General features: G+C 57.9%; 19 protein-coding genes. 7 read left to right on the forward strand and 12 right to left on the reverse strand.

Annotated features, from left to right (window positions below):
* Positions 1 to 219 (reverse strand): transposase (locus tag VG146_19290; protein ID HEV2394500.1); only part of this gene is annotated, 219 nt, incomplete at its 3' end.
* 1,133 nt (positions 220 to 1,352) lie between these two features.
* On the opposite strand from VG146_19290, the gene tig reads away from it, so the two are divergent.
* Positions 1,353 to 2,663, forward strand: coding sequence for a trigger factor (tig, locus tag VG146_19295; GenBank protein ID HEV2394501.1), 1,311 nt, complete (start codon positions 1,353 to 1,355; stop codon positions 2,661 to 2,663).
* A 197-nt stretch (positions 2,664 to 2,860) separates the two neighbouring features.
* On the opposite strand, the gene VG146_19300 is transcribed toward tig, so the two are convergent.
* The 4 genes from VG146_19300 to VG146_19315 all read right to left on the reverse strand — a co-directional run bounded on the left by VG146_19300 (position 2,861) and on the right by VG146_19315 (position 8,688).
* Positions 2,861 to 4,744, reverse strand: a complete 1,884-nt coding sequence (locus tag VG146_19300) for a glycosyltransferase family 39 protein (protein ID HEV2394502.1) — start codon at positions 4,742 to 4,744, stop codon at positions 2,861 to 2,863.
* A gap of 7 nt (positions 4,745 to 4,751) precedes the next feature.
* Positions 4,752 to 6,116 (reverse strand): sigma-54 dependent transcriptional regulator, encoded by a 1,365-nt coding sequence (locus VG146_19305; GenBank protein ID HEV2394503.1) that lies wholly within the window; start codon positions 6,114 to 6,116, stop codon positions 4,752 to 4,754.
* Between the two features lie 148 nt (positions 6,117 to 6,264).
* Positions 6,265 to 7,518: an ATP-binding protein gene (locus tag VG146_19310; GenBank protein ID HEV2394504.1), complete on the reverse strand. Its 1,254-nt coding sequence runs from the start codon at positions 7,516 to 7,518 to the stop codon at positions 6,265 to 6,267.
* Positions 7,519 to 8,688: a hypothetical protein gene (locus tag VG146_19315; GenBank protein HEV2394505.1), complete on the reverse strand. Its 1,170-nt coding sequence runs from the start codon at positions 8,686 to 8,688 to the stop codon at positions 7,519 to 7,521.
* 134 nt (positions 8,689 to 8,822) lie between these two features.
* Between VG146_19315 and VG146_19320 the strand changes: the two genes are divergently transcribed.
* Positions 8,823 to 9,857: an aldo/keto reductase gene (locus VG146_19320; GenBank protein HEV2394506.1), complete on the forward strand. Its 1,035-nt coding sequence runs from the start codon at positions 8,823 to 8,825 to the stop codon at positions 9,855 to 9,857.
* A gap of 114 nt (positions 9,858 to 9,971) precedes the next feature.
* Here VG146_19320 and VG146_19325 read toward each other — a convergent pair whose 3' ends face one another.
* Positions 9,972 to 10,358 carry a hypothetical protein gene (locus tag VG146_19325; protein HEV2394507.1) on the reverse strand — a complete coding sequence of 129 codons (387 nt, stop codon included), beginning with the start codon at positions 10,356 to 10,358 and terminating at the stop codon, positions 9,972 to 9,974.
* Positions 10,359 to 10,518: 160 nt separating this feature from the next.
* Here VG146_19325 and VG146_19330 point away from each other — a divergent pair, with 160 nt between their 5' ends.
* Complete coding sequence (locus VG146_19330; GenBank protein ID HEV2394508.1) at positions 10,519 to 10,791, forward strand: CopG family transcriptional regulator; 273 nt, start codon at positions 10,519 to 10,521, stop codon at positions 10,789 to 10,791.
* A complete protein-coding gene (locus tag VG146_19335; protein ID HEV2394509.1) occupies positions 10,763 to 11,212 on the forward strand; it encodes a PIN domain-containing protein in 450 nt (149 codons plus the stop codon). Before VG146_19330 ends, VG146_19335 begins: the two co-directional genes overlap by 29 nt.
* A gap of 45 nt (positions 11,213 to 11,257) precedes the next feature.
* Here VG146_19335 and VG146_19340 read toward each other — a convergent pair whose 3' ends face one another.
* Genes VG146_19340 through VG146_19365 form a run of 6 tightly spaced genes read right to left on the reverse strand, consistent with a single transcriptional unit; the run spans position 11,258 to position 17,342 of the window.
* On the reverse strand, positions 11,258 to 13,132 hold the full coding sequence (locus tag VG146_19340; protein HEV2394510.1) for a sodium:solute symporter family protein: 1,875 nt from the start codon (positions 13,130 to 13,132) through the stop codon (positions 11,258 to 11,260).
* A gap of 3 nt (positions 13,133 to 13,135) precedes the next feature.
* Positions 13,136 to 14,557, reverse strand: coding sequence for a glycoside hydrolase family 125 protein (locus VG146_19345; GenBank protein ID HEV2394511.1), 1,422 nt, complete (start codon positions 14,555 to 14,557; stop codon positions 13,136 to 13,138).
* Complete coding sequence (fmt, locus tag VG146_19350) at positions 14,554 to 15,513, reverse strand: methionyl-tRNA formyltransferase (GenBank protein HEV2394512.1); 960 nt, start codon at positions 15,511 to 15,513, stop codon at positions 14,554 to 14,556. Before fmt ends, VG146_19345 begins: the two co-directional genes overlap by 4 nt.
* A gap of 16 nt (positions 15,514 to 15,529) precedes the next feature.
* Positions 15,530 to 15,766 carry a hypothetical protein gene (locus tag VG146_19355; GenBank protein ID HEV2394513.1) on the reverse strand — a complete coding sequence of 79 codons (237 nt, stop codon included), beginning with the start codon at positions 15,764 to 15,766 and terminating at the stop codon, positions 15,530 to 15,532.
* A gap of 5 nt (positions 15,767 to 15,771) precedes the next feature.
* Positions 15,772 to 16,353: a nucleoside monophosphate kinase gene (locus VG146_19360; GenBank protein HEV2394514.1), complete on the reverse strand. Its 582-nt coding sequence runs from the start codon at positions 16,351 to 16,353 to the stop codon at positions 15,772 to 15,774.
* Positions 16,350 to 17,342: a hypothetical protein gene (locus VG146_19365; GenBank protein ID HEV2394515.1), complete on the reverse strand. Its 993-nt coding sequence runs from the start codon at positions 17,340 to 17,342 to the stop codon at positions 16,350 to 16,352. The genes VG146_19360 and VG146_19365 overlap by 4 nt, the downstream gene beginning before the upstream one ends.
* 268 nt (positions 17,343 to 17,610) lie before the next feature.
* Between VG146_19365 and VG146_19370 the strand changes: the two genes are divergently transcribed.
* From VG146_19370 to VG146_19380, 3 genes are all read left to right on the forward strand, one after another.
* The gene (locus VG146_19370) at positions 17,611 to 18,159 is read left to right on the forward strand and encodes a sigma-70 family RNA polymerase sigma factor (GenBank protein ID HEV2394516.1); all 549 of its coding nucleotides are present in this window, start codon (positions 17,611 to 17,613) and stop codon (positions 18,157 to 18,159) included.
* A 61-nt stretch (positions 18,160 to 18,220) separates the two neighbouring features.
* Positions 18,221 to 18,502: a hypothetical protein gene (locus VG146_19375; protein ID HEV2394517.1), complete on the forward strand. Its 282-nt coding sequence runs from the start codon at positions 18,221 to 18,223 to the stop codon at positions 18,500 to 18,502.
* 159 nt (positions 18,503 to 18,661) lie between these two features.
* Complete coding sequence (locus VG146_19380) at positions 18,662 to 22,981, forward strand: tetratricopeptide repeat protein (GenBank protein ID HEV2394518.1); 4,320 nt, start codon at positions 18,662 to 18,664, stop codon at positions 22,979 to 22,981.
* Positions 22,982 to 22,984 lie beyond the last annotated feature (3 nt).

Here is a 22,984-nt window from a genome sequence, read left to right on the forward strand (position 1 = left end):
GCGCACCACTGATGCGGTGGCGACCCCGCGGTGGCGGATGCCGCGCATCTTATTGCTGTACCAGCCGTAGTAGCGGACCATTTGCACGCCTTTGTCGGGGATATGCTGCGTAATGGCCGCCAGGAAGTCGGTGGCGCTGAAAACCTCGAAGTTGCGGTTGATCTTGGCGTTGACCCGGGAGCAGTAGATAACGGTGTCTGTGGGGGATTCCAGTGTCATCTTCTCGCTGCGGCGCATCATCGAGATGATCCGGGAAGGCGCTCTCTGTTATACCTTGGGGGGGAAAGTTACACTTCAAAGTGTAACAGAAAATCCGCTGAATATAAGCGCCTTTATCGATAATGTTACATGTTACACTTCATTTTCACTTTCCCGCGCGCACAAGCTTTTTCCCCCTTTTCCTCGCCGGCCGCCCACCGCCCACCGTCCAGCGGCAATCGCAAATTAAAAATCTAAAATCAAAATTCCCAACCTTTCGACTGTTGAGCGTTGGATGTTCGCTCCCTGGATTCTTTTGTCTCCATCAAATCCTCATCGCGCTTTGATTGGGACGGTTGGGACGCTCTGGGACGGCAGTGGGACGGTTGCAATAGTGAGAATCACCCGTGTTTACCGGCCTTGGGACGGTGGGACGGCTGTACAGCCCCAAAGCACCCCCCTCTCCCCCTCCCCAGCCCCCAGCTCCGCGCCTCCCGATCCCTTCGATGTTTGAATAGTTCGACGTTGAGCGTTCGATGTTCAGCCCGTGGAGTTTCTCCCTCCCTCATGACTTGCACTTAATTGCACCTGGTTGCACCTAATTTCACCAAATTTCAGTTCACTCTTCTTCAGGCAGCCCCCCTTCGATGTTGAATGTTCGACAGACCTGAGCCTTTCTTTGCGTTCTCTGCGTTCCTTCGCGGCAACTTCCTCGGATAGCCTAGGATAACCTCGCCTCCGGCCCTTAGTAGCCTCGGATAAGCCTGGATAATCTCGTTTTTGACTCCTCACGCTCCGCGCCTATCCGAAGTCATCCGAGCCCATCCGATTCTATCCGGGCAAAAATGGCACTTACGTAATCGTCCACCCGACCCTGCGCACTCCCACTCCTAACCCCGCTCCAACAGGCCATCTGACCAAATCTGAGTAAATCCGAGTAATTCTTTCACTCATGAGGTTCGTACAACCGGCGTCGCTCAACTGGCCATTGGGACTGTGAAAAAGGTTAAAACCGCGCAATACGGGCCACCGCGCGCAACCCGAAAGCCAATCTTGACGCGTGATAGGGCTTTTCCTACCGTCATCGACCCGCTGGACGGTGGCGGCCCCTTGGCCACTGGACTTTTTCAGCGTTTAACGGAAAGGTTTTGCTTGTGAATGTCACGGTAGAGAATCTTGCCCCATGTAAGAAACTTGTGCGGGTGGAAATTGAGACCGAGAAGGTGGACCAAACCTTCGACTCGGTCACCAAAGAGTTTCAGCGCGAGGCGCGATTGCCTGGGTTTCGCCCCGGCAAAGCCCCGCGCGAGATGGTCCTGCGCAAATTCAGCAAAGACATCGAGGACGAGGCCAAGCGCAAATTGATTTCCGAGGCATATAAAAAGGCCGTCGATGACAAAAATCTCGATGTGCTTGGGCACCCGGACATCGAAGAAATCCAGTTCAGCCGGGGCCAGCCGCTGCAGTTTGCCGCCACGATTGAGACCGCGCCGGAATTCGAGCTGCCGGAATACAAAGGCATCCCGGTCCAGTTGGAAACCAAGGCCGTGAGCGAGGAGGACATCGCCCGGGCGATCGAGGCCCTGCGCCAGCCGCGCGCCGCATATAAGAATGTCGAGCGCCCTTCGCAGACGGGGGACATTGTCGTGGTCAATTACACCGGCACAACGGAGGGCAAACCGCTTACCGAAATTGCACCGACAGCCAAGGGCCTCACACACCAGCAGAGTTTCTGGGTTGAGATTGGCGGCAGCTCGTTCATTCCCGGTTTTGCCGAGCAGTTGCTGGGCGCAAAAGCGGGTGAAAAGCGCACACTCAACATTGAGTTCCCTGCGGATTTCGTCACGCCACAATTGGCGGGCAAAAAGGCCGTCTATGAGGTCGATGTCAACGAAGTCAAAGAGAAAGGGTTGCCGGAGATTGATGATGCCTTTGCCAAAGCCTATGGGGCGGAAAATGTCGAGAAACTTCGGGAAGGGGTGCGGCGTGATCTGGAAAACGAGTTGAGTTACAAGAAGACCCGCAGCACCCGCAACCAGCTCGTCCGTTCGCTGCTCAACCGGGTGAATTTTGAACTGCCCGAAAGCGCCGTGGCAAACGAAACCCGCAACGTGGTCTATGACATCGTGCAGGAAAACACCAAGCGCGGCGTCTCGCGCGAGGCCATCGAGCAGCAGAAAGAGCAGATTTATTCAGCCGCAGCCCAGGGCGCAAAAGAGCGGGTGAAGGTGGCGTTTCTGCTGCGAAAGGTAGCCGAAAAGGAAGACATCAAGGTTTCGCAGGAGGAGATCGCCCAACGCATTAGCCATTTGGCGGCCATGTATCAGATTCCAGCCGATAAATTCCTCAAAGACCTTCAGAAACGCAATGGGCTCATCGAGATTTATGATCAGCTTATGAATGAGAAGGTGATCGATTTCCTGCAGCAACATGCGCAGATGCAGGAGATGGCCCCTGGCGCGTAGCCGGCAAAGGCCCGATAAGAGCCTGTTTGAAAAATAGAATCGCCGGCATCTGCCACGTCCTGGTCCGTAGCAGCCGACGCCAGGAGGCTCTGATCTCAGCCCTGAGTTTCACCGGGCCAAGCCAGCGGCCTGACCAACAGAAGAAGGATCAGGGCCTCCTGGCGTCGCCTGCTACCGATTGGACGAGGAGGAGAGGATCAATCCTGTTGCGGGTAATGCGGGCGGGCAGTCAGGAGCAATATGTCAGGAAATCCATACTGCCAGTATGGAAGAGGCAATGTCGTCATGGTCCCGTCGGCCAGGCGAATCGGGAAGGCGACCTTCTTGGGCCATGTCTTCCAACCCTGCTCGCGCGCGAGGGCCGGCATTTCCGCGAGGATTTCGAAGGGTAGGCTGTCCCAGGGCTGCTCACCGGTGATTCTCATCTGGTAGAGGGCCTCGGGCTGGAACTGGACTTTGGCCAGAAAGAGTTCCTGAACGGGTTTTTGATAATCATTGATGGCAAAGAAATCGGCGCGTGGATTGAGCGTGAGCCAAACGCATTGAGATTGGCCGTACCAGGCCATGGCCCAGGGCACGTCACTCATGCTCAACTCATCTTCTTTGGTGTAGCCGGCGGCGGTTTGAATGGCCGGAGGGTAATAAGGGGGATAAGCGATGGGACTGGCCTTGGGCGGCAGGAATATCAGCAACAACGGCAGACATGCGACGATGGTGAATAGGCCAATGACCAGGTATCGCAGTTCGCGGTAACGCAGCGACATCTGCTCGAACAGCAGGTAGAACAGGCTCACCCCATACACGATGAGCCAAGGCACCACCAGAATCAGAAGATTCTCCGAATTGATTTCAGGCGAGTCCTCCGAAAGCTGGGTGCGGCCCAGGGCTTGAACCACCAGCAGCACCGCCAGGCAGCCCAGCAAAAAATAGCGCACGCGCCGAACTGCCGGACTGCGGAAGCCGATCAGGATGCTGACCAGGAAGAAGGCCGAAAGCCACGTGCCGCCCAGGCGGGGGATGTCGTTCTGGACGAGCTGCCGCAGGTTGGGTATGAGTTTATACCAGAAGGCAACGACGGGCACCCCGGTGAGCGCCGGCTGCAGAGATCGCTCCAATTGATACGATGGAAAGGCAAAGGTGGTTTCAATCGGGGCGTAGGTCGCGGTTCCAAAAGGCGCGCCGCTCAGGACCACATTGCGCGCCACCCAAGGTGTCAGGACAATCAGAAACGCCACAACCGTTGCGACCCCAGCCTGCACCCGGTCTTTGCCCGAGCACAAAAGGACAAAGCCCAGGACCGGCAGAATCAACCAGGCAAACGAATAGCGAGTTAGGCCGCCCAAGCCGGTCAGCAGACCCGCAAAGACCGCGAGCAACAAAAGCCAGTTGCGCCCGCGCTTGGGTTCGCGGGCCTCCTGCTCGAGCAGCACCAGGCACCAGACCAACCCGGTGAAAACCAGCAGCAACAGCATCGTGGATAGCCCCGAAACACTGAAGCGCCACAGCACCTCCGTTCCCAGGAGAATCACCGCCGCCAGGCGCGCGACTCGCAAATCGAATAGGCGGCGGGCCAGCAAAAAGACGAGCGTAACCATCGCCAGAAGCAGTAACTGGTTGAACAAGGCGATGAGGAAATCCGGCTCATATCTATAGAATCTGCCGTTCTGGCTCCAAAACGGGCGAGACTTGCTCGAGATGGCGTAATTAAAGGGCAGGACCTTCATCAGCCCGGCGAGCACCACCGGATAGACCGGCGGGTTGGCCAGGTCCGGATGATTGCCTTTGATGCGGGCGAGGTCGGGTGCTTTGGTGAGATCGAGTTGTTTTTGCCTGGCCTGGTTGCGCCGAGTCAGCAGGAACATGCTGAAGGGGCGGATGAACGAAGTGGTGTAGCCTCGGCCTTGGGCCAGGTTGCGCGCCAGTTGCGCTGAATCCATCGCTTCTTGCGTCGCCATGTTCCGATACGCCCGCCAATCGTAACAAACCACCAACAGCAACAGCGCCAGCACCCCAAGGCCAGCCCGAATAAAACGGCTGCCCGTGCCGACTTCGAATCGATGAATAAGGCTTTGCAACTGCATAATCGCGCTAAAATCCTTCCAAATGAAATTCGTGGAGCTTGCGATGAAGTGTGCGGCGGCTCATTCCCAGCTTTTGGGCTGCCAGGGTGCGGTTTCCATCGGTCTCCTGCAGGGTGCGGCTGATAAGCTGTTTCTCGGCTTCCTTGAGGGTCAGGTCGCCGCCCCCAGCCAAAGGCCGCGCCGCCGTGGCCGTTTGCGGGTTGGCCCGCACGCCCGCCGGCAAATCCCGCGCGGTTATTTTGTCGCCGCGACACAAAACTACCGCGTGTTCGATGGCCGTGCGGAGTTCGCGCACATTGCCAGGCCATGGATAACGCAGCAGCAATTCCATCGTTTCGGGGCCAAGGCTGCTGAGAGATTTTCCATATTCCTTGGCGAACTCGCGTAAAAAGGCCTCCGCCAAAAGCGGGATGTCCTCAAGCCTCTCACGCAAGGGGGGCAATTCGATTTCCACAACGCGCAACCGGAAAAAAAGGTCTTCGCGGAATGAGCCGGCCTTGACGAGGTCCTCGAGGTGTTTGTTGGTGGCCGCTATGAGACGCACATCGGCCTTGAGTGTCTTATTCGAGCCGACCCGCTCGAAGGTGCGTTCACCCAGGAACCGCAGCAGCTTAACCTGAACGGAAGCATCGATCTCTCCGATTTCATCCAGGAACAGCGTGCCCCCCTGAGCTTGTTCAAAGCGGCCAATGCGCCGTTCATGCGCGCCGGTGAAGGCGCCCTTCTCATGGCCGAACATCTCGCTTTCGAGCAAGGTGGGGGCCAGGGCGGCGCAGTTGAGAATGACCAGGGGCTGTTTGGTCCGGGGGCTGAGCTGATGAATGACTTTGGCCACCAGTTCCTTGCCGGTGCCGCTCTCGCCTTCCAGCAATACCGTAGCCGAAGTCGGGGCTACCTGCTGGACGACCTCGAAGACCTCGCGCATGGGCGATGATTGGCCGATGATGCTTTCCATGCGGAACTTCGCATCGAGCTGTTGGTGGAGCGAAACATTCTCGCTCTCGAGAGTCTGCTGGCGCAAGGCTCGCGCGATGCGCATCTCCAGCTCGTCAATCTGCAGCCGGCCCTTGGCGATATAATCGTCTGCACCGCGTTTCATGGCATCCACGGCCAGCTCCTCGGAGCCGTAAGCGGTCATCAGGATGCACACGGGTGGCTTGGAGAGCGATTTAGCCCGCCCGATCAGTTTCAGACCGTCTTCATTTGGCAATCGGAAATCAGTGAGCAGAACATCGAAGCTCTCCGCTTCGAGCAGGTCCATGGCCGTTTTGGTGTCGTCAGCCAGGTACACGTCGTAGCGCTCCTCCAGCGCGGCCCGGAGGCCCTCGCGGGTGGTCTTCTCGTCATCGACTATCAGAACTGTGGATCGCATCCCGGAACATTGCAGGTTTGCAATTAGCAGGGTGGAGGGTAATCACCGCGAAAAAGTTAAACAATGGCAAAACAGGACGAATGGCTCCAATTCGATTTTTAAAACAGGCGCTCAGTCCAGACGCGGTTTCGAAGGGGCCGCCGCAGGCTCAATCGTGCATGGGGGCTTCGAGCAAGCGCGGCTTGCGTTCTTGCATCGGCAGCCAAATACGGAAGGAGGTGCCGCGCCCGACCTGGCTTTCCAACTCAATTCGGCCTCCATGCGCCTGCACGATGCGCTGGACGATCATTAATCCCAGGCCCGAGCCTTTCTTCTTCGTAGTATAAAACGGTTCAAAGATTCGATTGATCTGCTCTTGTTGGATTCCTCCGCCGGTGTCGGAAACGCTGACCCACACCCCCTCGGAGCCTTCGCCCGTTTGTAACGTGAGCGCGCCTTCCTTGGTCATCGCCTGCATGGCGTTACGGATAAGATTGACCAGGACCTGTTGTATCTGGGTGGGGTCGATGGGTGTGATGGGCAATTGGCGCGCCAGGCGGGTACGCACGCGCAGGCCGCGGCTTTCGAGTTCCGGCCTCAGCAGTTCAAGTGTCCGAAGCACCACTTCATTGAGGGGAGCCGGCTTGAGCTGTGGCGGGGTAGGGCGGATGGCCTGCAGAAACTGCGTCACGATATAGTCGAGCCGGTTGATCTCGCCTTTTGCCACCCCAAGGAACTGCTCGAGCTTTGCGACGATCTCTCCAGTTTCGTTCTCGGGGTCCGGTCTTGGCGCCGCGCGGCGGCCCTCCGTTCGCGCAGTGCCGCGCGCAACAGCAGCCGGCAGTTTTTTGAGCTCGCGCTCCATCAGTTGCAAGTGGATATGAAGCGCGTTGAGCGGATTACCGATTTCGTGGGCGACGCTGGCAGCCAGTAGTGTCAGGGCTTGAATCCTCTCGCTTTCAATGGCGGCGAAGGTCTCCTGCCGCGCCTCGGTTGAATCGTGGAGGATCAACGCGACGCCGGTGCTGCGGCCCGGGACGCTCTCCGGATCGAGCGGGGCGGCATAGAGTCGCAGGAAACGATGTCTGGGAAAATGGACCTCGAACTCGTGGCGCACGACGCGCGGCCCATCGCCTGGCGCGAAATGCGCGAGCTTCTCCCAATCCAGTTCCGGGATGAACTCCGCCACCGGCTGGCCCTCGACATTGTCCTGCAATCCCAGCAGCCGGGTGACTGCGTGGTTGAAATAGAGAATGCGACCGTTTTCGTCGACCACCAGCACGCCATCCTCAATGGTATTGAAGAGGGTCTCGAGGAATGATCGCTCCCGGGCCAGGCGTTGGACTACCGTTTGCAGTCCATGAGTATCCAGCCGGCTAATACGGCCCAGGACCTTGTCAAGGAAGCTCGATTTGGAGGCCATTCACCGGCGAATCCCGTAACGCGCATCCAGGGCGCTGTTGCCATAACGGGACATCGGCGCAGCAGCCGGTGCGGTGGGGGTTGCAACCGGGCCTGCCTGGACGACGCCTCCGGCCAGGCTGGTTGCGGCCTTAAATGTGCCCGCGACCACGGTCTGCTCTGAGTCCGGCAAAGCCAGGTAAATCTTTCCCGGAACGATATCATTGGTGAACTCACCCAGATCGAGTTTCATCGCGTAGCCGCTATAAAAGGGCTTTATTGAGGGCCCATAGAGCGGATTGGTCTTCCAACGTTTGGCCACCTCCGAGACCGCGCCGCTTTTGGTGTCTTGGGTTATGGAGAGGTTTTGCCCGCCGATTTTCTCTCCCGGCCTGAGATGGAGATAAATCAGGACCTCCCGGTCGGGCGACATGATTTGGCCCTGAGTCAAGCGTAACACCTGGGCAGCACCGACCTGGTCTATCCGCACCGTTTCGGCGACAAAATTTGAGCCGGAGATTGTCCCGCCGACGCGGTCCTGGGGGATTTTGGCGGCAGCCAAATCGAGGGTCCAAACTATGGGAGCGCTTGGAGCGGTGTTATCGGGGGCGGCAGGCGAGGCGGCTTCGCCCCCCTGGCCCGCAGAGGCGGCGTTCGCAGAGGCAACTGCTCCGCGGGCACGTCGATCGCCCGGAAAATGCCCGGGTTCAGTGGCATCCAGCGCATTGTAGAGATTGGCTATGTGGCCCACTTGGCCGCCATCCGAGTTCTTGGCTTCGGCATTGCTTTTGGCATTGGCTTTTTGTTGCAGGCCTCTGAGCCAAACGAAGCCGAAATAACCTCCTACACCCAGAACCGCCACGACGGCTGCGATCTTGAGGGACTTGATAATGCGATTTGACTTCGGCGGAGGAGGCGGGGCGAGGTTTCGGATGGGAATCACCCGTTGCTGCGCCGCTGCGGCGGCTTCGGCTTGGCGCCCCTGCGAGTGGCTGATGGAAAGCCTTGCGCCTCCAACCGGGGGTGCAGGCGCCAAAGAATCGGGTGGTGGCTCGGCCGCCGCCGTGGGGGCAATGCCAGGCACTGTAAGAGACCCCTGGCAGCTTGGGCATTGAAGTTCGTGGCCGGCCCAAAGTTCGTCACAAGTGATGTGCTGCCGGCAATGCGGACAGGTGATTCGTATATCAGCCATAACTCGGTCGCCTTTCAGTAGTGCCTGTTGCTTCACTATATTCAACTCTCAAAAGAACAGCCGTCAAGCAGGGAAGAAGGTTGCGCGTTGAGTGAAAATGGGGAAGAGTAAGTGCATTCAACCGAAAAAAGCTTATGAAACGACGAACGTTCCTGAAGACTGTGGGTGGCGCTGCCGGCGCGGCGGCATTGGTCGGCCCGAATATTTTTGCGGCCGAGGAAACCGAGGAGAGAGTTCAAGGCATGCCCCGGCGCGTGCTGGGGCGCACGGGGCGCAAAGTATCGGTAGTGTGCTTTCCGGGCCTGTCTCTGTTCCATTGCGACCAGGAGAAGGGGACCGCGGCGCTGCACAACGCGTTCGAGCGCGGCGTAAACTACTTTGATGTGGCCCCGAATTACGGCAACGGCGACGCCGAAATCAAGATGGGGATTGGCCTCCAGGGCATCGAGCGCAGCGACTATTTCCTGGCATGCAAGACCCATAAGCGCGACAAGGCCGGGGCTCAAATGGAGCTGGACAGATCGTTGCAACGCCTCAAGGCAGACCATTTCGACCTCTACCAGTTGCACCACCTGGTCCGCCCTTCGGAGGTCAAGCAGGTGTTTGGACCCGATGGAGCCATGGAGCCCATCCTCAAAGCCCGCGAACAGGGCAAGGTCCGGCACATCGGCTTCTCCGCCCATACGACCAAGGCCGCCCTCGAGGCCATGAAAACCTTCCAGTTCGACACCGTCATGTTTCCGATCAATTTCGTCGAGTACTACAATCGAGATTTCGGAAAGGAAATCCTGGCGCTGGCCAATGAACAAGGGGCTGGGGTCATCGCGATAAAGCCGCTTTCCTGGGGCACTTGGCCTAAAGGGGCCAAGAGAAACCGTGAATGGTGGTACAGCTCCGTGGAAGAGCCGCCCCAGGTGGAATTGGCCGTGCGCTTCAGCCTCTCTCAAAAGGGGGTCGCGGCCGCTGTTCCAACCTCATTCGTCGAGCTTTTGGACAAAACCATCGAAGCAGCCAAGGCCTACACGCCGCTGGATGCGGCAGGCACGGCCCAATTGCAGCAAATGGCCCAAAACCGCGAATCCATTTTCCTCGCCGAAGAAAAGCAGGTCGCGCTCAATCTGCCGCACTGGACGCCGGTTTATCCCGGCAGCCCGCACGAGTGTTGCTGAAGGCGTTACGCCTTTGCCAGCGCCTTGAGCGCCTCATGGCTGCGCGTAACCGCGGTCACGGGGTCTTTGCTGCTCTCGTGCTCCAGCACGTACCATTGCGTTCCGCCCTGGCTCTCACACCACGCAAAAACCGCCGGCCAATTCACACTCGATCGTTTCGCCCAGCTTATCGGCCAGCACCGATTCATACGGCGTATGGGTGCCGCAGGCGACCAGGCCGTTATCATCCAGCAGCGTGCGCAGTTCTTTGGCCGAGCGCCCATGATAGCCTGCAAACTCGACACCTTTGTAACCGATCTTCGAGACGGTCACCAGCATCCCCGGCAGGTCGGTTTTGCATTGTTCGCGTATCGAGTAGAGCTGCAGGCCAAACGGGATTTTTTTGGATGCCGCTGTGGCAGACTGGCCCAGGCCGGAGCCGATGCTCAACGCGGTGGCGCTCAGGGCGCTCCGCCGCAGGAACTCACGGCGATTTATTTCAGATTTGGAGGAATGGTTCATAGGATTCTAATGGTTAAAATGACAAGCAACATGGCGTAACGAGCCTAAGCAGACGCGCACAACTGTCAAGAGATTCGGAGGGCTGAGTCCCCAGCGTCGAAACAGTAATTTCCATTTTTTCGGTATTGCGCGCTGTTGCAGAAGGTATTACTTTTTCTTTGTGACGACAATGACTTTCAAGTTGCCTGAAGCCCTTCGACGCGGGATCGAAGACGAAGCCCGGCGCCGGGGAGTGGCTAAATCCGCGCTGGTCCGCGGGTGTGTCGAAACCATGCTGCGCCAGAAGCGGCGTCGAAAAGCAATGACTTGTCTGGATTTAATTTCGGACCTCGTGGGTTCGCAGCCTGGCCCCCCGGACGCATCAGCCAACGAGGAGTATCTGAAAGGCGCTGTTCTGGCGGATTATGCCGGAGGCGGAAAGAACACTCGTTGATACAGGCCCGATCGTCGCCCTCCTGATAGCCAGGGACAGGCACCACCTCTGGGCGCGTCGTGTTTGGGGAAGATTCGAACCCCCTTTGTTTACGTGCGAAGCGGTTCTTTCGGAGGCGCAATTTCTGGTATGTCGTTTTGGCGGCAATCCGTCCGGCGTGCTGGAATTCGTATCGCGAGGCGTCCTGCGCATTGAATTCGAGGTGCAGGAAAAGGTGAACCGTTTGTTGCAGCTCCAGCAGACCTATCGCACCTTGCCGATGTCACTGGCCGACGCCTGCCTGGTCTGTATGGCAGAGATAGAAAAGAGGTGCCGGGTCATGACTACCGATTCGCATTTTTGCGTGTACCGCCGCAACGGCCGACAACTCATTCCGGTGCTGATGCCGGAATCACAAGCCGCATGGCCCAGGTGCAAATAGCCCGTTGGCGAAGGCGCCAGGCGGCCACGATAGATCATCGCTTTATTACGTTGGGATGGATTCGCCGGGCGCAGCCTGCACCAGGGTTGTTGAGTCAGGTTCATCGACCGATATGCCGCTCCAAAGCTGGTTGATGACATAGAGCAGGGCTAGCCCGCCGACAACAAAGATTCCCGAAAGCAGCAGGGCCAACGCGGTTCGGCCATAAAGGATGCTGCCAACGGCGAACAAACCCGACCAAATCACGGAGCAGCCTGCGGCCCAGCCCAGAAGGGCGAGGGGAATGTTTTCGTGGCGCGCTTTAGCCTCCTGCTCGGTGATGCCGGCATCGAGACGAATCCGGCGCCAACCGGGTCCGAATGGGCGCACCTTTCGGTAGAAACTAATGAGTGTTTGGCGGTCTGTTTCAGGACCAAGAAAAGCGGTCAGGACCCAGCAAGCGGTAGTGACAGCAATCGTGATGGGCAGGTCCAGGCTCAGGACCCCGCCATAGAGGGATGTGCTCACGGCATTTTTGTGGAGCACCAGAAGCACCAACGAAGTTGCAAACGAGCTGATCATGGCAGCGACTTCGCACCAGGCATTGATACGCCACCAAAACCAGCGCAGCAGGTACAGCAGCCCTGTTCCAGCGCCAATTTGCAGAATGATGTCGAAGGCATCCTTTGCCGTATCCAGCAGGTAGGTGGTCAAGCCGGCGCAGATGAACAACCCGACAGTAGCCAGGCGGCCCATCCAAACGTAATGCTTTTCGGTGCCGGTTGGGTTGATGAACCGGCGGTAGAAATCATGCACCAGGTAGGAGGCGCCCCAATTCAAATGCGTCAGAATGGTCGATGAGTTGGCGGCGATCAGGCCGCCGACCATCAGGCCGATAAACCCGGTTGGCAGGAATTTGAGCATTGCGGGATAGGCGATGTCGTGGCCCAGGAGTTTTGGGTCGAGATGGGGAAAGGCCTTCTGGATATCGGAAAGCTGGGGGTAAACCAGGAGCGAGGCCAGGCCGACGAGTATCCAAGGCCAGGGGCGCATGACGTAATGGGCGATATTGAAAAAGAGGACAGCGCCGAGGGAGTCCTTTTCGGACTTGGACGCCAGCATGCGTTGGGCGATGTAACTGCCGCCTCCTGGTTCGGCGCCCGGGTACCACACCGCCCACCATTGCACCGCGATGGGCATGATGAACACCGTTACGGCCACATCCCAGTTGCTCGAGAAGCTGGGCAGAAAATTCAGGTAGTTAATTCCGTTGGGGCCTGCCTTATGCGACAGGGCCGTCAGGAGCGTATGCATGCCGCCGACATGTTTAACGGCGAACCAGGCGGCGGCAATGACGGCGGTCATTTTGACGAAAAACTGGATCATGTCGATGACCAGCACTCCCCAGAGCCCGGAATGGGCGGCAAAGATGACGTTGAGCACGCCGCAGATAAGCAGGGTTTGCCACCGCGACAACCCAAAGAGGATGGCGGCAATTTTGCAGGCCGCCAGGGTGACGGTCGCCATGATAAAGCAGTTGAAGAAAAAGCCGAGATAGACTGACCGAAAGCCGCGCACGACTCCGGCCGCTTTGCCGGAGTATCGGATTTCATAGAATTCGAGGTCGGTCAGGACGCGTGAGCGGCGCCAAAGGCGGGCATAGAAGAAGACGGTTGCCACCCCGGTCAGAGTGAAAGCCCACCAGCACCAGTTGCCGGCGACGCCTTGGCGGCGGACGATGTCGGTGACGAGGTTTGGGGTGTCGCTGCTGAAGGTGGTGGCCACCATCGAGAGGCCGGCTAGCCACCAGGGGACCGAGCGGCCCGAGGCGAAGAATTCGGCGGTGTTTTTGCCAGCGCGTTTTGCCAGGAAGAGGGCTGGACCAAAGCAGATGATCAATGTGACCAAGACGATGATCCAATCGAGAAGCTCCAGATGCATGGTTCAGGAAAGCAATTTGGGCCGTTCCTTTGCTGTTTTGAGAACAAATTCGCCGAAAATGGTGTTGGCCCAGGCGAACCACGAACGCGTGAATTTATTCGGGTCGTCCTTATTGAAGGCTTCGTGTATAAAGCCGGTTCCGGCGTGGGTGCGGCGCAGGGTGTCCAGGCAGTGGCGAATCTCGCGGTCATCGGTGCTGGTCAAACCTTCAACGATGAGGCCCAGCGGCCAGATCATGTTCAGGCCGACATGAGGTCCGCCCGGGCCGTTGGCGGCTTTGCCGTGGCAATAATAGGGGTTGGCATCCGAAAGGATGAATCGCCGCGTGTTGAGATAGAGTTTATCGCGCGGTTTGACGGCATCAATATAGGGCAGGGAAAGCAGGCTGGGCACGTTACCGTCGTCGATGCAATAGAAGTTGCCGAAGGCATCCACCTCGTAGGCATAGATCGGGCCGAGCTTTGGATGATGGACCGTGGCGTACTGCCGGAGGGCGCCCTCCACTTCACTAGCCAGGTCGCGGCAATGCGCGGCAGCTTGTGGATCGCGGGAAACCTGGTCCAACAGCTCGGCGGCCTGGCGCAGGCTCACAACGGCAAAGAAATTAGAGGGCACCAGAAATGGGAAGATGGTTGCATCATCACTGGGCCGGAAGATAGAACAGATGAGGCCGACCGGGTTGACTGGATTTCCGTAACCACTGAGCGGCACGGTGTCGGTCTGAACTTCGGTGCGGCGCTGGAAATGGTATGGGCCGTGGTCGTGCTTGCGCTGCTGTTCCCTGAAGGTCCGCAAGGTGGCGAGGATGGCATCGTGCCAGGCGCCGTCCAGTGGGGCGGAGTCCTGGGTGTGTTTCCAATAATGATAGGCCAGGCGAATGGGGTAGCAGAGGGAATCGACCTCCCATTTGCGTTCGTGGACGCCTGGTTTCATTTCGGTGAGATCGCTTTTCCACTGGCTAACCTTGTTTTCGTCTTTGTAAAAGGCGTTGGCGTAGGGGTCCTTGAGGATGCAGCGGGTTTGGCGGTTAATGACCCCGGCGATGAGCTGCTGCAAATTGTCGTCTTGCTTTATCAGCGGGAGGTAAGGCCAGACCTGCGCGGTGCTGTCGCGCAGCCACATCGCGTCGATGTCGCCGGTGATGACGTAGGTATCAGGGCGGCCATCAATCACCTCGAAATCGACGGTGGTGTCCAGGGTGTTGGGAAAACAATTCCCGAACATCCAGGCGATTTCTTTATTGGGACACGAGGATTGGATTTGCTCGATAGCGCCTTCGACGGCAGGGCTTTTAAACTTTCGCTTTGCTTCCGGAGTCCGCACAACCGGGAATTCTGAGGCGGACCTTTCCGCCCAACTGTGCGATGCGAGCATAATGCCTGAAGTGACCAGTGAGCTGCTGCGGATGAATTCTCTTCGATTCATAATCTGTCTCTGACCAGATGCTGCCCGTGTTCCAGGCTGTGTCCAGCCAGGAATTGACCGGCGCTGAGGCGGCGGCCCCCTTCGAGTTGAAGGATTAAGACGCGCAGGGCGCGCTGGCCGCAGCCGATTACAATCCCCGAATGTTCTGCGCGAAGGACCTCGCCCGGTGTTCCCTGCACATCGACGACATCGGCCTGCCAGATTTTCAGCAGGTGCGGAGTCGGTGCGGCAGGGATAAACGTGAATGTGCCGGGCCAAGGAGTCAGCCCGCGGACTCGATTCCAAATCACGCGCGCGGGCTGGTTCCAATCGATGCAGCCGTCTTCCTTTTTGATCTTCGGCGCGAAGGTGGCCCCCTCAGCGGATTGAGGGTGCGGCTGGCATTTGCCAGCCACGTAATCGGGAATGGTTCGGACCAACAGGTCCGCTCCAAGTTGTGCCAGCCTATCATGGAGAGTCTCGGCGGTATCGTGAGGGTAAATGGGAGTGGCGGCCTGGGCAAGGATAGCCCCAGTGTCCAGTCCGGCATCCATCTTCATAATGGTGGCGCCGGTTTGGGGTTCGTCGTTGAGAATGGCCCATTGAATCGGGGCGGCGCCTCTGTATTTCGGCAATAACGAGGTGTGTACGTTCACGCAGCCGTGCGGAGGCAAGTCCAGAATTGTTTGTGGGAGTATCTGGCCATACGCAGCAACCGCAATCAGATCGGGCCGAAGCTGGGAAAGCTCAACACCGAACCTCGGGTCGCGCGCGCGTTGGGGTTGCAGGACAGGAAGGCCAGCGGAGGCGGCAAGTTCTTTGACAGGGGAGGCATGGAGTTTGAGATCGCGGCCCTTAGGTCGATCAGGTTGGGTAATTGCAGCGACCACTTGGACACCCGGCGCGCTGAGCAGGGCTTGTAGGCTGGCGCAGGATAGTGAGGCCGAGCCCATAAAGATGATGCGCAGCGCGGGCACAGTTTGGTCTCCCAGACTAGCGCAGGAGCTTGCGAACGGGAGGCGGGGGCCGCCGGCGCGCCTGTTGGGGCGGGCTAACGGCAGGACCGGTCACGGTGCGTTTGCCAAGCGAAGTCGCGCATTGAGAACAAAGGAATTCGTGCAATTCGCCTGTAGGCAAAACCAGGAGCAGCCGTTCACGGACCGGTTGGGCGCGGCCACATTTAGGACAATAAAGCTCGCTTGCGGTAAACTCGCCGAATTGCTGCGCCATATCGGCTAAACTTTCACGACGTGCCGCAAAATATCAAACAGGACTTTAACCGGGGCCTGGCCGGCATCAATGCGGTGAACGAGTTTTTTATCGTAGAAATCGAGGACCGGCTTGCTCTCCCGGTCGTAGGTGGCGAGGCGGTTGCGGATGACATCGAGGTTAGCGTCATCGAGCCGGTTTTCCTTCAAGGCGCGGCGTTGGAGCCGGTGGACCAGCACATCGGGCTTGGCACAACGAAGGTTAAACAGTGCCACAACGTCGAGCTTGTCCTGGAGCATTTCAGCCTGCGAGACATTGCGCGGGATGCCGTCCAGCACCAGGGCATCTTCCTGCGGGTGAAAGCGCCCGGCCTGGATGCTCGCCTCGATGAAATGATGCCAAAGCTGCACCGTCGTGGCGTCCGGGACCAACTCGCCGCGGCTGGAGAATTCGAGGAATATCTGGCCCACCGGGCTGTCGGTTTTGAGGCTGCGAAACACATCGCCGCAAGCGCAATGGAAGAAAGTCGGCACAGAACCCAGGATTTTTCCCTGGGTGCCCTTTCCAGCGCCGGGCGCGCCGAATAACAGAATAGTGCGGTACTTCACGCGTCCTTATGTTTCAAACGTATTTCCTGGATTTCCTGGAAAGGGATCAGAACCTCCTCAGTCGCATGCCCGCGTGGGACCTGCAGGTGGATGTCATTGGCCGCGATGCGGCTGATGCGGTCCCCGGCATATTCGCCCCGGGACGATTTGATAACGAGCAGCAGGTCCTTTTCCGCGTCGCGCCGCACGACGCTAAAAAAGCCGGGGAACTTCGTCTCAAAAAAGCGGCGGTTGAAGGTGAACTGGCCGCGCTGATAGGTGATGGTCTCGGGCAGCTTGGGTTTGTGGGTGGTTTCGGTATCCGAATGCGCCAACTTGAGGCCCGAAGGATGCGCGGCGCCGTCGGCGTGCATCGGATTGACCTCATCCTCGCCGGCGGCCACAGCGGTCGCGTCGTTAGCGGCGGTTTCGCCAGAGGCAGGTTCGGGCACTTCCATCGCAGGGGCCGTTTTGGTAATCCGAGTGGGGAGCGAAAGGAAGACGATAGGCGCTAAAAAGCCGAGCACCGGGACGGCGGCGAGGCCACAGACCAACATCGGCGGTTTCGCTCGGAAGATGGCTATTTCAAAGGCGGCATAGATATTGGTGGCATAGAGAACGAGCAGGACGAACACGCCCACACTCGAAGAAAGCAGGGCGCTGAAAAGGGCTTGCTTGGGGGGCCGCTCGAGCCGCGGCGGGGGCTTAAGGTTGACCTCGGTCTTTTGAATTTTCTCCGCTGGATTGACTTCGATGAACGGCTCGACAAAGGGGTCCATTCTCTGGTTTTTGGCGAACGTCTTGAGGTCATCCTGAGAAAAGTTCGACCAGGGGACCCGTTGATATTGGCCCTCGGCTATTTTGACCTCGACCCCTTGATCATTAGCCGATGTGGGCAATACCTCGCCGGTGAGGGTCTGGCCGTTCGTCAGTTTGAATTCGTCCGCCCAGGCCAGAGGGCCCAGCAGGCAGCAGAGACTCAAACCGATAACTAAAGATAATGCGCGCACGCAGACATGGGATAACAAATGAAACTGTGAATGGGAAACAAAAAAGGAGCAATCTCCCAAAAGGCCGCAGGAAATCATCTGAAACGATATTACCTTGTCTCCGGTAAGTCATGCGGTAAGGTTTCGATTATGGCAACACCTGCCACACCAACCGTTCAACCAGGGCATTCTGGGCCAAGCGCGGGCCAAAGCCTAAATTCGTGCAAATGGAATCTGGAATCTTTATACAAATCCAGCGACTCTTGGTGTCTATCAGGTAAAGCTTTGAATGGCCGACGAGCCTAAACAATGTAATTGGTGCGAGGCGCTCTACGAAGCGAAGGCGTCGGAGTTAATCCTTTATGGGCGGGCTCTTGGGCTCAGTCATGGCGAGGCCGAAGACGTTGTGCAGGAGACTTTTATGTCCCTGATCCAGCGGACCGAGCCGCCGCTTAGGCCCGAGCATTACTGCATCCGCAGCTTTCGCAACAGGGCTTTGAACTATCGCCGCAGTTTATGGCGGCGGCTGGCGCGGGAATGGGAGTCGCAACGCTGGTTCGAGCAATCCCCTTCCGAAAGCCCTGCCGAGCGCGAGGCGATGAAAGCCCTTCGCGAGCTGCCGCCCGAGCAGCGCGAGGTGATTGTCCTCAAAATATGGCATGAATATACCTTCGAAGAGATAGGAGAGTTGCTGGGTCTCTCGCCCAATACCGCTGCTGGTCGCTACCGCTATGGCCTGCAAAAGCTGAGGGCCTCACTGAAAGGACCATCGTATGAACGAACTGAACGAACAACACTTGCGCTCCTGGGCGCCACGCCGCCCTTCCGCGGGGCTTAAGGCGCGCATTTTTGGCCGACAAAATCGAACGGCAACAGGCCAGGATTCACCAGAGCCGGTTGTGGTCGAGCCCACATTCCGCTTTGCCTGGCTGGTGCCGGTGACGGCGGCATTGCTGCTGGTTTGCGTCTTCTTTGGCCAGCGCAACAGCGCCACGATCTCCAGCACGCATGCTTCGCCCGAGATGATCGCCGTGGCCCTGAGCAACCAAAGCGCCGCCGCCTGGCTGCCTCGCAGCTTTGCCTGTGCCCAGAACAGTTTGCCGAAAGAGACTTTTGAGTGGACGAACGGGAACGGTTCGACTCCCGGTTACGGGCCTTCGGCTTCTGCGGGGACAAATTAAAACCGCTGCTCTTCGCTAATCGAACGCTAAAAATGGCTCCCGCTAGCGTCCGGGGCATAGCGAGATCACGTTCAGTGAACTGCCTGGGTGTTCGATAGCTGCTGTCATATTTCACCTTTCTCATTAGCGATCATCAGCGCAGATTAGCGGTACAATTGAATGGCCACGGCTAAATCCAACCCGCTCACACCTGGCCGGACCGGTAACGTCCCGCCGGGCCGGGGTTTCGCCCCTCCCATCCCGAGGACTCCCCCGTTGTTTCGCCGGATAGATTGGCTGGCATTTCTCATCACCTTCGCCGCCGTTTGGATTGGCTATTATCTGACGCTAGCCCCGGAGTTGACCCTGGAAGATTCCGGGGAATTGGCGACCGGTTCGTTCTACGCAGGCATTCCCCATCCGCCCGGTTACCCGGTTTGGACGATATACACGTGGTTATGGACCGTGCTGGTTCCGATCAAGAACGCGGCCTGGCGCGTGGCCCTGGGGGAAGCAACGGGCGGGGCTTTGGCGGCCGGCCTGCTGGCCTTCATTGTATCACGCGGCAGCAGCCTGCTCATGGAAGGCATCGATGAACTCAAAGCCATGGCTGGCCGATGGGAAAGCGCCATTTGCGTGGTCTCCGGGTTTGTGGCGGGGATGTTGATCGGTTTCAACGGATTCATGTGGAGCCAATCGGTTATCGTCGAGGTTTACTCGTTCAGCATTGCCTCGTTGATGATCGTGCTGCTCTGCATTTTGCGGTGGGTTTATGCTCCGCATCAAAAGCGCTATTTGTATCTTGCCCTGTTCTTCCATGGCATCTGCTTCACAAACCACCAAACGCTGATTGTCGCCGCCATGGGCATCGAGGTCGCTATCGCGGCCGCCCACCTCCGCATGGGCCGCTATCTTTGGCTGGGCAACATCATTATCTATTTCGGCGCCTGGATTCTCGCGGGAGAAAACATCCTCACCGCCCTCGAATCCAATCATGCTGTTTTCATCATTTTCCACGTCGTCGGGGCGGCCTCCATCGCCCTGTACCTCTGGTTTGCAGTTCTGACAAAAATCACGGCCAAAGAGATTGGTTTTGACGCATCATTGGCCCTCTTTTTCCTCGCCCTTCCCGCGGCGCCGGCTCTCGGTTTTTTCGGCTGGGCTCTCGCGGTGGCGGGCGTGGCCGGCGGCATCAAATTCGGGGCGGATACCTGGCGGCTAGGGCATGAATGGCTGGCGGTGATGGTGTGCGGCTTTTGCTGGATCGCCGGCGCGTCCTTTTATTTCTACATGCCCCTGGCCGGCATGACCAATCCGCCCATGGAATGGGGCTACCCAAGGACCGTCGAGGGGTTTTTTCACGCCTTTACCAGGGGTCAGTACGAGAAAACCAATCCGACCGATATCATCCATGATCCGCTGCGATTTCTCACTCAACTCACCATGCTCGGTACGGGGATCATCGAAGAATTCAACTGGGTCTATGCCTTTCTGGCTCTGGTCCCGTTTGTTTTCTTTTTTAAGCTGCATCGACGCGAGCGGGCGTGGTTAATCGGTATCACGGCCATTTACCTCTGCCTGGGTGTCCTGCTGCTGATTCTTCTCAATCCGCCTCCGGACCGCGCGGCGCAGGAATTGGTGCGCGTGTTTTTCACCGCTTCACACACGTTGATCGCTCTCCTGATCGGCTATGGCCTCACTCTGATTGCGGCATTTATGGCGACCCAATACCAACGCTTTCGCGCCTGGGGGCTGACCTGCGGAGCGGTGGCCTTGGCCTTGGCCCTTTACTCTTTTACAGACCTGACCGGGCGCACCTTTTTTGGAGAAACGGCTAATGTGCCGCTTTCACAACTTTTATCATTTGTTGGCCAAACCTTTACGAACAAGGATCAATACGGGCTGCCGGTTTATGCCGGGTTAATCCTCGTCGCAATGGCGCTGACATTCCTTTGCGCTCTGGTCATTTACCGCAAACGCGCTCCGCTGGCCGTTACCCTGGGCTTGTTCGCCTTGATGCCGCTGTATTCCATCCTGACTCACTGGTCCGACAATGAAGAGCGCAACCACTGGTTCGGATATTACTTTGGCCATGACATGTTCCATCCGCCATTCAAGGCAGCCGGCGGCAAAGGGCTTTACCCGGAGATGGCAAAAAACGCCGTCTTGTTCGGTGGAACCGATCCTGGCCGGTTCTGTCCGACCTACATGATTTTCTGTGACAGCTTTATTCCCCACAACTGCCAACCCGCGGCCGATCAGTCCTTCGATCGACGGGATGTTTATATCATCACTCAAAACGCCCTGGCTGATGGGACCTACCTCGATTACATCAGGGCCCAGTACAATCGGAGCGCTCAAATCGATCCACCGTTTTTCCAAGAGCTGTTTCGCTCGGAGAAAGAGCGGACTTATAAGTACACAAACTTCCTGGCACGCGCTGTGCGCCCGCTGGATGTGGCCTTTGAAGGCTTCGGCGCCCGTGTGGAAAAGCGGCGGCGCACCTATACCTCCTGGTTTTCTGAGAGTGATTTCATCGACCTGCCGCGTTTGGCGGGCCTTTTAAGGGCGCAGCAAGACCCGGTTTCAAGTTATATTTACCAGAACCTTCTCCCCGAGACTCGAGCGCTGCTCACCTCGAGTGTGGGAGGCGCTGCCCTGCGCCGGGGTCTGGCCACGGACTTGAATGCTTTGATCGACCGTGAACTGGAGGTGAAGAAGCAACTCCTGGAAAAGAAGGCGGCTTTGGGTTCTTTGCAACAGGCAGGGCCCGCGGGCCGTCTTTCGGAGACAGACCACCGCCGCGTTCAAACCCTGGAAACCCAGATCGAGGCGCTGCAGAAGCTCGGCCCCTTATACGCGCCAGCGCGTTTCCAGCAAGTCCATCTTTCCGAGTATCTGCAGGATTTTATCAGGCAAAACCCGCAGAGCGACACGCGGGTCCGCCTCAACCGGCTGCTCATCGAGGCGGCATATCCGCAGGAAATCGCCAAGAGCCTGGGTGGGGTTTATCCCGATCGGGAGATTTACTGTCCGACCGCCGAAGACTCGGCGCGCTGTTTTAGTGAGTACATGGCAGATGCCCAGCACCGCCTTCAATTGAACGAAATTAAACCGGGCGAAGATGTCCATTACGACCCTCGAAGCGGCAGGATACAAATCTCGGGGCATGTCGCCGTTATGGAAATCAATGGCCTGCTGACCAAAGTCATTTTCGATCACAATCCGAAGAACGAATTCTACGTCGAGGAGAGCTTTCCATTGGATTGGATGTATCCTTACCTGACACCCTTCGGGATCATCATGGAGCTCAATCGGCAGCCGCTGCCCGAGTTGACCGACGAGATAGTCAGAAGAGATCACGAATTCTGGACAAAATACTCCGATCGGCTTATCGGCAACTGGATCACGTACGATACCCCGATCAAAGACATCGCTGGCTGGGTCGAGAAGGTCTATCTGCGCCGCGATTTCGCCGGCTACACGGGCGACCGCAAATTCATTCGGGATGACCAGGCGCAAAAGTCCTTCTCGAAACTCCGCAGCGCCATTGCGGGGGTCTATGCATGGCGTTTGAGCAAATCCAAACCAGGGACGCCCGAGCATCAGCGGATGAGCAAGGAGGCCGATTTTGCCTTTCGCCAGGCCTTTGGGTTCTGCCCGTATAGCCCCGAGGTCCTGTTTCGTTATGTGAACCTTCTGTTAGGGGAGCAACGCCTCGATGAGGCGCTGATCATCGCCACGACGTGCCTCGAACTGGACCCTTACAATGGCGGCGTGATTGATCTGGTTAAGCGGCTCCGGGATTGGAAGGCCCAACACAGCGGGCTCAACTCCACCCAACTCGAAACCGAGGTCGCGCAGAACCCGGATAATTTTCAGCTCGCGTTCAATTTGGCCAGCGTCTATTTGCAGACCGGGCAGACCGGCCACGCGGTTCAAACTTTGGCTCGGGTCCTGAACAATCCTCATGCCGATGCGGATGTTCTGCGGGCTTTGGTTCCGGCATTTGCCAGTCTGGTCAGCCCCGCTGAACTCAAGGCGGCTGTCAACCGGTTAGCGGGTCAGTTTCAGACCTATCCGACCAACCTCCAAGCCGGAATCGGCCTGGCCGAGGGCTATCGCGACCTCCAAGAGACGGGGCTCGCCGCGCAAACTTTACAACACATCCTCGACAGCACCAATCTCGACCCCAACACGGCTTTATTACTTGCCCAGCAATACGCCGCCTCTGGAAATTACTCGAAGCTGAAACAAACGCTGCAAAAACTCGCAAAGCTTACCCCCGGCACACCGGAAGTATGGTATGACCTGGCGGCGTTGAAGGCGACTTTGGGAAAAATGGCCCAAGCTTTGCCTGCCTTGCGCCAGGCCATCACTCTGAGCAACCAGCGACTAAAGCAGGACCCCAAAGCCCGCGATCTTCGCGCCGAAGCCGCCAAAGACCCGCGCTTTGCCGCACTTCGGGATAATCCACAGTTTAAGGAATTGACCAAGTAACGA

The sequence above is a fragment of the Verrucomicrobiia bacterium genome, assembly GCA_035946615.1.
Classification (GTDB): Bacteria; Verrucomicrobiota; Verrucomicrobiia; order Limisphaerales; family UBA8199; genus DASYZB01.